This window comes from Rhizobium sp. BK112, assembly GCF_014193215.1.
GTDB classification, from domain to species: domain Bacteria; phylum Pseudomonadota; class Alphaproteobacteria; order Rhizobiales; family Rhizobiaceae; genus Rhizobium; species Rhizobium anhuiense.
Genome location: NZ_JACHYZ010000004.1, coordinates 195,488 through 208,193 on the forward strand (window position 1 = coordinate 195,488; position 12,706 = coordinate 208,193).

A 12,706-nucleotide genomic window follows, 5' to 3' on the forward strand; every position below is an offset into this window, starting at 1 on the left:
CTGGGGAACCCGGCGCCTTTTCACATGTCAGCGTTCATCGATACGGCGTTAAGCGGCGTTCGACGTCTGCTCTTCGTTGAGGAAGGCATAGATCGCCGAGGCGGAATCGGTTGCGCGGAGCTTGGCGACCAGATCGTGATCGCGCAGGACGCGGGCGATACGCGACAGAGCCTTGAGATGGTCGGCGCCCGCGCCCTCCGGCGCCAGCAGCAGGAATACGAGATCGACAGGCTGGTCATCCAGCGCCTCGAAATCGACCGGCTGCTCCAGCCGGGCGAAGATGCCGACGATCGAATGGATGTTGACCAGCTTGCCGTGGGGAATGGCGATACCGTTGCCGACGCCGGTGGAGCCCAGGCGTTCGCGCTGCAGGATGACGTCGAAGATCTCCCGCTCGGAAAGCCCGGTGATCCTGGCGGCTCTTGCAGCCAATTCCTGAAGCAACTGTTTCTTGGAATTTACTCTGAGGGCGGGAATGATCGCATCCTGATGGAGCAAATCTGCCAATGCCATTTCTTTTTCCTTCTGTCGCCGGGATCAGATGATGCAAGGAGCGGCGGCAACACCGCCGCTCATCACCCTGATCTCAGCCTTTGATATTGGCTGAATCGATCCAGCCAATATTTCCGTCGTGCCGACGGTAAACGATGTTCAGATGTTCCTTGCCGGGGCTGCGGAACAGGAGAAGCGGCTCATCGGTCATGTCGAGCGCCATTACGGCGGTGGCGACCGACATGGTCTTCAGCTGCTTCGTGCTTTCGGCGACGATCGCCGGAGCGAAATCGTCGGCAATTTCATCTTCGTGATCAGGAACAGAATCCATGACCGTGTAGGCGACTTCTGCAAAACCATTCAGGTGGTTTCCGGCGTGATGGTCCTTCAGTTTGCGCTTGTAGCGGCGCAGGCGCTTTTCGATGCGCTCCGAAGCGGCGTCGAAAGCAAGCTGCGGATCGGTCGCCTCGCCGGCTGCATGCAGCACCACCCCGCTGTCGAGATGAAGCTTGCAGTCTGCGGAGAAACGAGAACTCGCTTTTTCCACGGTCACTTGGCCGGAATACCCCCCGTCGAAGTATTTCGTGATGGCCATACCAATTTGGTCCTCGATCTTTTGACGGAAGGATTCACCAATTTCCATATGTTTCCCGGATACACGCACACTCATGGAGTTTCCCTTCTTATGGTCGTTTGCGGGTATCAGTTTACGCCAAGCCTCAGGTTCATCCAAGCACTTCGCGCAATCTCAAGCAAGATCGGCTTAGGCCTGCGGGTCCTTGGTGCCTTGGGGATGATGGGGATAACTCCAGACGCCGTTCACGGCATCGATTGCGGCGCGCTTCTAGCCAGAGGTTACCAAAAAGTCAATAGCGTGGAAATTCCCGATAAGTGATGCTCGATAAACGTGCATGGAAGGCGCGGTGAGGCAGGTCCATCGCGAATCGCCATCTGATCGGCTTTAAGCACTTCGCGCTTTCGTTGTGCCCGCCTTTGCGGGGACCGTCATGGCGGCCACACCGGACATGACGCAGACGAGGCCGATCCAGGCTGTCGGGCTGAGGCTTTCGCCGAGAAAGACCAGGCCGATCGCAACACCGATCGGCACTCTGAGATAGGCTTGCGAGGTGGTGCCGACCGAACCCAGCGTCTGGACGAGGCGGAAATAGATCACAAAAGCCAGCGCCGTCGAAAAGGCGGAGAGGCCAAGCAGCGCCAGCATCGATGCCGCCGACGGATCGAGTTCCCACGGCCGGTCGACGACGAGGCTGACGGGCAAGAGGATGACCGCGCCTGAGATCAACGAGCCGGCGGCCGGCACGGCGGGATCGAGCCCCTTGAAGTTTCTGCCGAATATCGCGGCACCTGCATAACAAATGGTCGCCAGGATGATGGCAAGCTGCGCCATCAGGTTTTCGCCGAGACCGCCGAGCGCTTCGATGCCGATGACCAGGCAGATGCCGGCGAGCCCGGCCATGACCCCGCAAAGTTTTCGCGACGTCACCTGCTCATGGCGGGTAATCAGCACGGTCAACAGGAAGGTGAAGATCGGCGTTGCCGAATTCAGGATCACCGCCAATCCGGCATCGACGGATTGTTCCGCCCAGACGATCAGCGTGAAGGGGACGACGCTGTTCAGGCAGGCCTGAAGCAGGAACCGGCGCCATGTCGCGTGATCGCGCGGCAGGCGGACACGCCGGTAGCGGAGGACGGCCAGCAGAAGACCGCCGGCAATCAGCGTGCGTGCGGCGATCAACGTCACGGGCGGAATCGTCTCGACGCCGATCTTGATGAAGGTATAGGAGGAACCCCAGAGGGTCGCCAGCACCAGCAGCAGGACAAGCTCTCTGGCAAAGCTGGCATTTTGCGGCTGCATGGTCGGCATTCGATGTTGGTTCAAGACATCAGCGTAATAGCGGGGATTTGGAGATGGATGCTTCGATCAAGCTCGAAGTATGCCGCCTCAGAAGCCAGCGACCTTGGCAAGCGCCCGCTTCTCGCGGCGACGCTGGACCGAGGAGGCGATGTTCATCGCTTCCCGGTATTTGGCAACCGTGCGGCGGGCGAGATCGACGCCGCCCTTCTTCAGCATGTCGACGATATCGTCGTCGGAAAGCACTGCGTCCGGGCTCTCCTGCATGATCAGCGCGCGGATCTTGTGGCGGACGGCCTCGGCCGAATGGCTGTCGCCGCCCTCGACGGCGCTGATCGAGACGGTGAAGAAATATTTGAGTTCGAAGAGGCCGCGCGGCGTCAGCATATATTTGTTCGAGGTGACGCGGCTGACGGTGGATTCATGCATCTTGATCGCCTCGGCGACCGTCTTCAGGTTCAGCGGCCGCAGGTGGTCGACGCCGTGCAGCAGGAAGGCGTCCTGCTGACGAACGATTTCGCTTGCCACCTTCATGATGGTTTTTGCCCGCTGGTCGAGGCTGCGCGTCAGCCAATTGGCGCTCTGCAGGCAATCGGCGAGAAAGGCGTGATCCTCACCGTTCTTTGTCACGCGGGAAAAATAGGACTGGTTGACCAGAACGCGCGGCAGCGTATCCGGATTGAGCTCGACCAGCCAGCCGCCCTCCGAGGAGGACCTGACGACCACGTCCGGCATGATCGCTTCGGAAACACCCGCCTCGAAACCGCTGCCGGGCTTGGGATTGAGCTGGCGGATCTCGCCGAGCATGTCGAGAAGATCTTCCTCGTCGACGCCGCATATCCGCTTCAACGTGGCGAAGTCGCGCCGCGCCAGAAGTTCGAGGTTTTCGACCAGCGCCTGCATGGCGGGATCGTACCGATCCTTCTGTCTGAGCTGGATGGCCAGGCATTCGGCAAGGCTGCGGGCGAAAACACCCGGCGGATCGAGCGTCTGGAGGGCGGCAAGCACGCGCTCGGCCTGCGTGACGCTGGTGCCCAGCCTCTCGCCCGCCTCGACGATATCGGCGTGCAGGTAACCGGCGTCATCGAGCTGGTCGACGAAATTCTGCGCGATCAGCCGGTCGGCCATGTCAGGCAGGACGAAGGGGATCTGCTGGCCGAGATGATCGCGCAGCGACACCTGGCCGGCGACGAAATCGTCGAGATCGTAATCGGCGCCCTCGCCGCTGCCCGGCATCGATTTCCACTGGCTGACGAGCTCCGGCGCATCGAGGCGCTGCGGGGCACCGTCATCGGGAAAGACATTGGTGTAGTTGGCGTCGAGTTCGTCGTTCAGCCGGCTGGTGCTGGCGCTGCCGCCATTATCGTACCAGTCGCTGGAGAGCGCGTCGGTGCGGTTGTCGTAGCCGTCGTCGGAACCGGCATCCTCCGGCTGATGACCATACTGATCATCTTCGGCCTCGCCGCGCTCGCCGCCGGCCTCGCCGTCATTCGACGGGAATTCGAGCAGCGGATTCTTCTCCACTTCCTGGGCAATGAACTGGTTGAGTTCAAAATGCGTCATCTGCAGCAACTGGATGGATTGCATCAGTTGCGGTGTCATCACCAGGGACTGGGTCTGGCGCAGGAAAAGATTGGCGGACAGTGCCATGACGGACGCGAAACTCCCCTCAATTCCTCCGGGAAACCGTGTCTGATCAAGGCCTCAGGCCACGGAAATCCAAGTTGGCCCAAAAATTGCTTTTTTATTCTATTTGGTCAAGCGGAACTATGCCAACAAGGTGAATTTCTGCGGCTGGAGGCTTTCCTGGTCAGATTGAAGCAATCTGCTGGCTCAAACGGAGTCGCCTGGGCGAGCGGCCGGCGCGTATGAGCCGTTTTCGAACGACATCATACTCTCATTCCTGGATTTCGATCCAGATTCAGATTTCAGGCCGATCCGGCCCAAAATCATCCGGATCCGGCGTCAGAGGCTGAAATTGTCGCCGAGATAAAGCCGACGCACTTCAGGATTATTGACGATGTCGTTGGCCCGGCCATGGGTCAGTACCTCGCCGGCATGGATGATGTAGGCCCGGTCGATGAGGCCCAGCGTCTCGCGCACATTGTGGTCGGTGATGAGAACGCCGATGCCGCGCGCCGTCAGGTGGTGAACGAGGTTCTGGATGTCGGCGACAGAGATCGGGTCGACGCCGGCGAAAGGTTCGTCGAGCAGCATAAAGGTCGGATCGGTCGCGAGCGCACGCGCGATTTCGAGGCGGCGGCGCTCACCGCCCGACAGGGCGACGGCGGCACTCTTGCGCAGCTTCTGGATATGGAATTCCTCCAGCAGCTCATTCAGTTTCTGCTCGCGCTCGGCCTTGTCCTTCACATGCACTTCGAGGACGGCGCGGATATTCTCTTCCACCGTCAGGCCGCGGAAGATCGAGGCTTCCTGCGGCAGGTAACCGACGCCGAGACGCGAGCGGCGATACATCGGCATGGTCGTGACATCGTTGCCGTCGATCTCGATCGTGCCTTCATCCACCGGCACGAGGCCGGTGATCATGTAAAAACAGGTGGTCTTGCCGGCGCCGTTCGGGCCGAGCAGTCCGACGGCCTCGCCGCGGCGCACCACCAGCGAGACGCCGTTGACGACGCGTCGCGTCGCATAGGTCTTCGTCAGACCGCGCGCGATCAGCGTTCCCTGATAACGGCTCTTGTCGGCGGTACCCGCAGCTTGTGGCCCGGGCTTGCCGAACATGGTGGATAGCGATGATAATTTCACGTGGGAGGCCGGCTTCTCAGTTCTGCTTCTGCTGCGTATTCGGCTGCGACTTCGGATCGAGCTGAATTTGGACACGCCCGCCGCAGCTTTCAAGCTCCGCCTGGCCGGTTTGCATGTGAACCGTCAGTTTGCAGCCGGTAAAGACGTTCGGCCCATCCGACAGAATAACCTTATTTCCCTCATCCGCCGTGAGGATGAATGTCTGCGAGGCCATGTCGAAATTGCCGTCATCGGCAGTCGCCGTCTGCGTGCCCGAGGTCAGGAGGACCTTGTCGGTCACCAGGATCTTGTCGATATCAGCACTTCCCGATGCAAGCGAGCCCGACTGCTGCGGCTGGGCCGCAGGTTGCGCCCCGTCAGCGGCCGGCTTTGCCGCCTTGTCCTTGTAATAGACGGTCATCTTGCCGGACTGCATCGTCGTCGTGCCCTGGACGACCTTGACCTTGCCGGTGAAGAGCGCGGTGTGCTCCTGGTCGTGGATCTCCAGCTTGTCGCTTTCGATCTGGATCGGCTGGTCGTTGGAAAGCTTCATGCCCGACATCGTGGCCGCCTGCTGCGCGGGCGCGCCCGAAGCCGTCAGGATAAGGGCAAATGCGCCGGCAATGAATGCCATGCCAGTCTTGCAAGTGGATATGCGACAATCTTTTGTCATGGTGACCCGGCTGGTTAAGTGCCCTGTTTATGGATGGTGGATGGATCGACATTCATGCGAACATTCCCCTCGAATGTGATCACCCGCCCCTTATCGGTTATCTCCATCGTCCGCGCAACAATGGAGGCATTGTCCTTGGTGATGGTGACGGGATCGTCGCTCCGCATGTTTCCGCCCTTGATGTCGAGCCGGGCGGACTGGAACTGCGCATTGAGGCCACTGCTCAGCACGAGGGTGAAGGGGGCCGTCATATGCAGATTGTCGGTGGCGCGATTGTAATCGGCGGTCGAGGCGACGACGCGCGCGATCAGCCCGTCATTCATCGGCACGGCGGCCTTGATGGTCTCGAGCGTGATGAGATCGGGATTGCGGATATCCTGCAAAGCCCTTTCGGCCAGCATCGAATAGTTGATGCCGTCTGAATTGCGTCCTGATATCGCCGGCTTCTCCATCACGACCTTGCCGTTTTCGATCTTGGCGCCTTCCATCTTGATGTTCTCGGGCAGATAGATGCTGATCAACGCCACCGCGGTGAGGCCTGCCGCGACGATGAGGGCGGCCACCGGCAGCAATATCTTCAGCCGGCGCACGCGGGCAGAATGGAACAACGCGTCGCCATAGGCGCTTCTGCCGGACCCTGTAAAGGCGGCATTTCCGTTGTTCTTCAGGGTGTCGAGCATAGGCCTCGTCCATGTGCGGTGATCGCCGCGCCTCTCTAACAAAGCCGGCCGCCAATCACAGTTCGTTTCGCATTATTACATTGGCTTGCCAATATGGAATTTTTTCTGCAACAAGCAACAAAACGGAAAAACATCAAAAAGTGGCATTCGTACGCGCCGCGGCCGCCTTATTTTACCGGACCTCTCGGCGGCATGCCGAAGCCGGGCCAGCGCTGGAGGTTTCTATGGACAGTTCGATCATCGCGGATCGCCGGCGGTTGCGCCGCAAGCTCGGCTTCTGGCGCCTCATTGCCGTTGCCCTCATCGTGGCGCTTGGTTTCGCCTTCTACCACTTCGCCGTCGGCGATGCCGGGACGCAGCGCCCACATATTGCCCATGTGACGATATCGGGACTGATCGTCGACGACGACGAGCTTCTGGAGCGGCTGAAGAAGGTCGAGACCAGCGACCAGGTGAAGGCGGCGGTGATTTCGATCTCCTCGCCCGGCGGCACGACCTATGGCGGCGAAAAAATCTTCAACGCCATCCGGGCAATATCAGCCAAGAAGCCTGTGGTCTCCGACGTGCGCACGCTTGCCGCCTCCGCCGGCTACATGATCGCCACCGCCGGCGATACGATCATTGCCGGCGACAGCTCGATCACCGGCTCGATCGGCGTCATCTTCCAGTATCCGCAGATCCAGCCGCTGCTCGACAAGATCGGCGTCTCGCTGCAGGAGATCAAGTCCTCGCCGCTGAAGGCCGAGCCCTCGCCCTTCCATGAGGCGAGCGAAGAGGCCAAGGCGATGATCCGCAACATGGTGGTCGACAGCTATAACTGGTTCGTCGACCTGGTCGCCGACCGGCGCAAGCTGCCGCGCGACGAGGTGCTGAAACTCGCCGACGGCACAATCTATACCGGCCGCCAGGCGCTGAAGGTGAAACTCGTCGATACGATCGGCGGCGAGCCCGAAATCCGCGCCTATCTCAAATCGCGCGGCGTCGATGCCGACCTGCCGATGGTCGACTGGGACAAGAAGAGCAATACGCCGTTTCTGCTCGCTGGGGCTGTTTCGCGGTTGATTACGATCTTCGGTTATGATGATCTCATGAAAACCCAGGATATTAATGGAATCCTGCCCCCAAAGTTGCTTCTTGACGGGCTGCTTTCAGTTTGGCAGGTTGGCCGCGATTGATAAGAAATCAATAATTTAAGGGGGCGACTGTGATCAAGTCCGAATTGGTGCAGATAGTTGCGGCACGCAACCCGCATCTCTATCACCGCGACGTCGAAAATATCGTCAACGCGGTTCTCGACGAGATCACGGATGCACTGGCTGCGGGTAACCGAGTCGAATTGCGCGGCTTTGGGGCCTTTTCGGTCAAGAATCGCCCTTCCCGCTCCGGCCGCAACCCGCGGACCGGCGATACGGTGTTCGTCGAGGAGAAGTGGGTTCCCTTCTTCAAGACCGGCAAGGAGCTGCGTGAGCGGCTCAATCCCGGCCAGGCCGACGAAGAGGATTGAGCAGCGGCTGCCGCCTGCGGCGAAACCGCACTTGAATTCGAGAGCCGTTTTCCTATCCTGCCAAGCATCAAACGCGCCCTTCAAAAAAACCGGCGCAATATGCCGCGTGGAGACCTCAAATGGCCAAGAAGATCGTCAACCTGCTGATTCTGCTGCCGCTCGGCGTCATCCTCATCGTCTTCTGCGTCGCCAACCGGCAGAGCGTCACGCTCGCCTTCAATCCGTTCCGGCCGGAGGACCAGGTGCTTGCGGTTTCCGCGCCCTTCTTCGTCTTCCTGTTCATCGCGCTGATATCAGGCATGCTGATCGGCTCGGCCGCCACCTGGTTCAGCCAAGGCAAACACCGCAAGCGCGCCCGCACCGAGGCCAAGGAAGCCATCCGCTGGCAGGGTGAGGCCGATCGTCACAAGAACCGCGCCGAAGAAATCGCCGGGCAGCTGCCGTCGCGGTAAGATCGGCTCGATTTCAACGGCTTTGGGCGCCGTCAAACCGGAAAAAAACTCAGTTCCTCATAGTCGCCTTCCGGCGAGGCGCCATTGCCCGTCACCTGGAAGCCGTGGGAGAGGTAGAACGCCTTCGCCCGCCGGTTCTTCACCAGGCATTTCAGCCGGTACCGGTGCTGCGGCCATTCCGGCAGCGCCTGCAGCAGCGCCGTGCCGGCGCCCTTCCCTTGGAATTCCGGTCTCAGGTAGAGCATGTGGATGAAATCGTCCTCCGGCCAGAGCGACAGGAAGCCGGCGACACTGCCATCCGCATGCTCGCAGACCAAGACCGTCTCGCCGTTGGTATGGGCGGCGAAATCCTCGCGATGGAACTTGCCGGGATCGACCCAGACAAATGTTTCGCGGCGCACGGAAAGATAGATCTCCGCGAGCATTTCCTGGTCTTCCGCCCGCGGCGGCCTGATGGTCCACGTCATGACGTCGATTTAAACAAACCCTGTGCTCGCGCCAAGCCTACCCCGCCGTCATCTTCGCGACGACAGCGGCGTTGAAATCCGAAAAGAACCCTTCGGCGAGCTTCTGCGAGGTCGAATCGAGCAGGCGGGCACCGAACTGGGCAAGCCTTCCGCCGAGCTCGGCCCTCGCCCGATAGTGCAGGATGGTCTCGACGCCGCTTTGCTCGAGTACGACATCGGCGCTGCCCCTGGCGAAACCGGCAAGACCGCCCTTGCCTTCGGCCGACAGCGTATAGCTCCTCGGCGCATCGACATTGGAAAGCGTCAGCGAGCCGTGGAAGGTGGCCGACAGCAGGCTGAACTTGACCTTGATCGTCGCCTCGAAGACATCAGGCGACAGCCGCTCGATGCCCTGGCAGCCTGGAATGCAGCCGCGCATGATCTCGGGATCGTTGAGCGCTGCCCAGACGACGTCCCGCGGTGCGGCGATGCGTTCTTCGCCGGTGAAATCCATTCGGCAGCCCCATCTTCGATTCGCTCAACTTATCCAGCGGGAAAGCGCTTTGCCAAGGCGGAGGGGAATGTTATCTGCGTGACCATACCGAGCGAGGAATTGGCCGATGAACGAACTGAAGCCCTGGAGCGTGACGGCAAGCCGCATCACCTATGAGGACCGCTGGATCCGGGTGCGGAGCGACGATTGTGTCACCGCCGACGGAATCGTCATCGCGCCATTCCATGTGCTCGATTATCCCGACTGGATCAACGTCATCCCTGTCATGCCCGACGGGCGGGTGCTGCTGACGCGGGAATACCGGCACGGCCGCGGCGAGATCGTGCTCGGCCTCGTCGCCGGCGGCGTCGAACCAGACGATGGCAAGACTGGCCACGGCGAGACCGTCGACGCGGCGTTGGCGGCGGCACAGCGCGAACTGCGGGAAGAGACCGGCTATGAAGCCTCGACCTTCGTCAAGCTGCTCACCTCCTATCCGAATGCGGCCAGCCACAGCAACGCGGTGACGAGCTGGCTGGCGCTCGGTCTGAGCCGGGCCGGCGAACCGCGTTTCGACCCTGGCGAGAAGGTCGAGCTGCTGTTTGCCGATCTTGCCGCCATCCTCAGCGACCTGCAATCCGGCGCCGTCATCATGCAGTCGATGCATGTCGCTGCACTTTATGCGGCGGAAAGCTGGCTTCGAAGAGAGGCGTCCGAGGGCTTGAAATAGGCGCTGTGCCCGCAGAACCCGCCCACTCGCGGGGGCCGGCCAGCGCGCAGTTGATCCGGCACGGTCTTCTGGGCTACTGCATAGCCTAAAGACACCCCGACAGAGACGCGGAAGAGCACGTTGAAACAAAGAGAACGCCGGCCGGGCCAGAAGAAGACATCCGGTCCCTCCGGTGAAAGCCGCAGGGACGATCGGGCCGGCCGGCCGCCAAAGCCGGTCGCGCGGCCACCGGCGACCCGCGAGACTGTGCGCGAGGCTGCCGCGCAGGCTGCCGTCATGCGCCCCCTGATGACGCGCAGCGGCGAGCGTCCGGCTGAGCGCGTGCCTGTCATCCTCGAATCGCTCGGCGCCGGCGACTTTCACCTGATCGACAGCGGCAATGGCGAAAAGCTGGAGCAATACGGCCCTTACCGCATCATCCGTCCCGAGGCCCAAGCGCTGTGGCGGCCATCGTTGCCGGCCCATGTCTGGGAAAAGGTCGATGCCGTCTTCACCGGCGATACCGACGAGGAAGGCACCGGCCGCTGGCGCTTTCCGAAAGAAGCGCTCGGCGAGACCTGGCCGCTCAATCTGCTCGGCGTCGATTTTCTCGGCCGCTTCACCTCTTTCCGTCATGTCGGCGTCTTCCCCGAGCAGATCGTGCACTGGAGCTGGATGAAGGAGCAGGTCGAAAAGGCCGGTCGGCCGCTGAAGGTGCTGAATCTCTTCGGTTATACTGGAGTCGCCTCGCTGGTTGCCGCCGCTGCCGGCGCCGAGGTCACCCATGTCGACGCCTCGAAGAAGGCGATCGGCTGGGCGCGCGAAAACCAGGCGCTCGGGCGGATGGAGAAGTTGCCGATCCGCTGGATCTGCGAGGATGCGATGAAATTCATCCTGCGCGAGGAACGCCGCGGCAGCCAATACGACATCATCCTCACCGATCCGCCGAAATTCGGCCGCGGCCCGAATGGCGAGGTCTGGCATCTGTTCGAGCATCTGCCATTGATGCTCGACATCTGCCGCGAGATCCTGTCGCCGAAGGCGGTGGGCCTGGTGCTGACGGCCTATTCGATCCGCGCCAGCTTCTATTCGATCCACGAGCTGATGCGCGAGACGATGCGCGGCGCCGGCGGCGTGGTCGAATCCGGCGAGCTGGTGATTCGCGAAGCCGGCACTGACGGCAAGACTGAGGGCCGCGCCCTTTCCACTTCCCTCTTTTCCCGCTGGGTGCCGAAATGAGCAAGGACTTCCACGATCAGGGACCGCGCAGGGTCGGACAGGTGAAGGAAGTCACCTCGCTCGCCAATCCGATCATCAAGGACATCAAGGCGCTGACGAACAAGAAGTCGCGCGAGGAAAGCGGTACTTTCCTCGCCGAAGGACTGAAGCTCGTCATCGATGCGATCGAACTCGGCTGGACGATCCGCACGCTGGTCTATGCCAAGGCCGCCAAGGGCAAGCCGCTGGTCGAGCAGATGGCGGCCAGGACCGTTGCCTCGGGCGGGCTGGTGCTCGAAGTCAGCGAAAAGGTGATCGCCTCGATCACCCGCCGCGACAATCCGCAGATGGTCGTCGGCATTTTCGAGCAGCGCTGGAAGCCGCTGCGGGATATTCGGCCAAGGGATGGCGAGACCTGGGTGGCGCTCGACCGGGTGCGCGACCCCGGCAACCTCGGCACGATCATCCGGACAGCGGATGCGGCCGGCGCTTCCGGCATCATTCTGCTGGGAGAAACGACCGATCCCTTCTCGCTCGAAACGGTGCGGGCCACCATGGGCTCGGTCTTTGCCGTTCCGGTGGCGCGGGCGACCCCCGAGGAATTCATCGCCTGGCGGAAATCGGCCGGCGTTTCCATCGTCGCGACGCATCTGGCCGGCGCGGTCGATTACCGCACGATCGACTACCGGAAAAAGCCCGTCGTGCTCCTGATGGGCAATGAACAATCCGGCCTGCCGGACCAGTTGGCGAGGGAAGCCGATGCGCTTGCCCGCATTCCGCAGCAGGGCCGCGCCGATTCCCTGAACCTCGCCGTCGCCACCGCCGTCATGCTTTTCGAGGCGCGCCGCCATCTCCTCTCACTTGCCGAGGGCAAATGACCGAACAGACGCTTGCACGCCCCGCGCTGTTTTCGCGCCCGGCGCCGATTCTTTTCTTCATCGTCGTCGCCGTTCTTATCGACCAGATCGTCAAGATCGCCGTCGATCACTACCTGCCGCTGCAGGAGGTCGTGCCGGTCGTTCCGATGCTGGCGCTTTACCGCACCTACAATCTCGGCGTCGCCTTTTCGATGCTGTCGGGCATGGACGGCTGGTTCATCGTCGGCATGCGGCTCGTCATCGTCGCCTTCGTCATCTGGCTGTGGTACCGCACGGCGAAGGACCGCTGGCTCGCCCATCTCGGTTATGCGCTGATCATCGCCGGGGCGATCGGCAATCTCGTCGACCGCTTCGCCTATGGGCATGTGATCGATTACATTCTTTTTTACACCGAAAGCTGGTCCTTCGCGGTGTTCAATCTCGCCGACAGTTTCATCACCATCGGCGCCGGTTGTGTCATTCTCGATGAGTTGCTGCTGCCGAAAAAGACCGGCCGCTAAAATCTTATCGAATTCCTGAAGGCATTCGGAAGAGGCCTCATGT

At 61.3% G+C, this 12,706-nt stretch carries 16 protein-coding genes; 7 read left to right on the forward strand and 9 right to left on the reverse strand.

Translation table 11 applies throughout. From position 1 onward, the window contains the following. Positions 1-48 precede the first annotated feature (48 nt). The 7 genes from ptsN to lptC form a co-directional block, all read right to left on the reverse strand. Positions 49-513 (reverse strand): PTS IIA-like nitrogen regulatory protein PtsN, encoded by a 465-nt coding sequence (gene ptsN / locus FHT75_RS13605; RefSeq protein ID WP_003570770.1) that lies wholly within the window; start codon positions 511-513, stop codon positions 49-51. A 73-nt stretch (positions 514-586) separates the two neighbouring features. Next, positions 587-1,162, reverse strand: coding sequence for a ribosome hibernation-promoting factor, HPF/YfiA family (hpf, locus tag FHT75_RS13610; protein WP_025554397.1), 576 nt, complete (start codon positions 1,160-1,162; stop codon positions 587-589). Between the two features lie 291 nt (positions 1,163-1,453). Beyond that, entirely contained in the window at positions 1,454-2,377 is a 924-nt protein-coding gene (locus FHT75_RS13615; protein WP_183844896.1) for a DMT family transporter, read from the reverse strand. Between the two features lie 78 nt (positions 2,378-2,455). Then, complete coding sequence (rpoN, locus tag FHT75_RS13620; RefSeq protein ID WP_025554403.1) at positions 2,456-4,015, reverse strand: RNA polymerase factor sigma-54; 1,560 nt, start codon at positions 4,013-4,015, stop codon at positions 2,456-2,458. A gap of 315 nt (positions 4,016-4,330) precedes the next feature. Then, on the reverse strand, positions 4,331-5,107 hold the full coding sequence (gene lptB / locus FHT75_RS13625) for an LPS export ABC transporter ATP-binding protein (protein ID WP_025554404.1): 777 nt from the start codon (positions 5,105-5,107) through the stop codon (positions 4,331-4,333). 40 nt (positions 5,108-5,147) lie between these two features. Then, positions 5,148-5,783, reverse strand: coding sequence for an LptA/OstA family protein (locus tag FHT75_RS13630; protein WP_025554405.1), 636 nt, complete (start codon positions 5,781-5,783; stop codon positions 5,148-5,150). Between the two features lie 14 nt (positions 5,784-5,797). Beyond that, on the reverse strand, positions 5,798-6,463 hold the full coding sequence (gene lptC / locus FHT75_RS13635; RefSeq protein WP_025554407.1) for an LPS export ABC transporter periplasmic protein LptC: 666 nt from the start codon (positions 6,461-6,463) through the stop codon (positions 5,798-5,800). Positions 6,464-6,687: 224 nt separating this feature from the next. Between lptC and sppA the strand changes: the two genes are divergently transcribed. The 3 genes from sppA to FHT75_RS13650 all read left to right on the forward strand — a co-directional run bounded on the left by sppA (position 6,688) and on the right by FHT75_RS13650 (position 8,419). Next, the gene (gene sppA, locus FHT75_RS13640; RefSeq protein ID WP_028755465.1) at positions 6,688-7,638 is read left to right on the forward strand and encodes a signal peptide peptidase SppA; all 951 of its coding nucleotides are present in this window, start codon (positions 6,688-6,690) and stop codon (positions 7,636-7,638) included. A 29-nt stretch (positions 7,639-7,667) separates the two neighbouring features. After that, positions 7,668-7,967, forward strand: coding sequence for an integration host factor subunit beta (locus FHT75_RS13645; protein ID WP_003544934.1), 300 nt, complete (start codon positions 7,668-7,670; stop codon positions 7,965-7,967). Between the two features lie 119 nt (positions 7,968-8,086). After that, positions 8,087-8,419 carry a LapA family protein gene (locus FHT75_RS13650; RefSeq protein WP_028755466.1) on the forward strand — a complete coding sequence of 111 codons (333 nt, stop codon included), beginning with the start codon at positions 8,087-8,089 and terminating at the stop codon, positions 8,417-8,419. A gap of 32 nt (positions 8,420-8,451) precedes the next feature. Here FHT75_RS13650 and FHT75_RS13655 read toward each other — a convergent pair whose 3' ends face one another. Both FHT75_RS13655 and FHT75_RS13660 read right to left on the reverse strand, forming a co-directional pair. Then, positions 8,452-8,886: a GNAT family N-acetyltransferase gene (locus FHT75_RS13655; RefSeq protein WP_028755467.1), complete on the reverse strand. Its 435-nt coding sequence runs from the start codon at positions 8,884-8,886 to the stop codon at positions 8,452-8,454. Positions 8,887-8,923: 37 nt separating this feature from the next. After that, entirely contained in the window at positions 8,924-9,379 is a 456-nt protein-coding gene (locus FHT75_RS13660) for an SRPBCC family protein (RefSeq protein WP_028755468.1), read from the reverse strand. A 106-nt stretch (positions 9,380-9,485) separates the two neighbouring features. Here FHT75_RS13660 and FHT75_RS13665 point away from each other — a divergent pair, with 106 nt between their 5' ends. The 4 genes from FHT75_RS13665 (at position 9,486) to lspA (ending at position 12,663) form a co-directional block, all read left to right on the forward strand. After that, positions 9,486-10,088 carry an NUDIX hydrolase gene (locus FHT75_RS13665; RefSeq protein ID WP_028755469.1) on the forward strand — a complete coding sequence of 201 codons (603 nt, stop codon included), beginning with the start codon at positions 9,486-9,488 and terminating at the stop codon, positions 10,086-10,088. A gap of 120 nt (positions 10,089-10,208) precedes the next feature. After that, positions 10,209-11,306, forward strand: a complete 1,098-nt coding sequence (locus FHT75_RS13670) for a class I SAM-dependent methyltransferase (protein ID WP_028755470.1) — start codon at positions 10,209-10,211, stop codon at positions 11,304-11,306. Then, on the forward strand, positions 11,303-12,163 hold the full coding sequence (locus FHT75_RS13675) for a TrmH family RNA methyltransferase (protein WP_028755471.1): 861 nt from the start codon (positions 11,303-11,305) through the stop codon (positions 12,161-12,163). Before FHT75_RS13670 ends, FHT75_RS13675 begins: the two co-directional genes overlap by 4 nt. Further along, a complete protein-coding gene (gene lspA / locus FHT75_RS13680; protein WP_028755472.1) occupies positions 12,160-12,663 on the forward strand; it encodes a signal peptidase II in 504 nt (167 codons plus the stop codon). Before FHT75_RS13675 ends, lspA begins: the two co-directional genes overlap by 4 nt. The last annotated feature ends 43 nt before the right edge of the window (positions 12,664-12,706 follow it).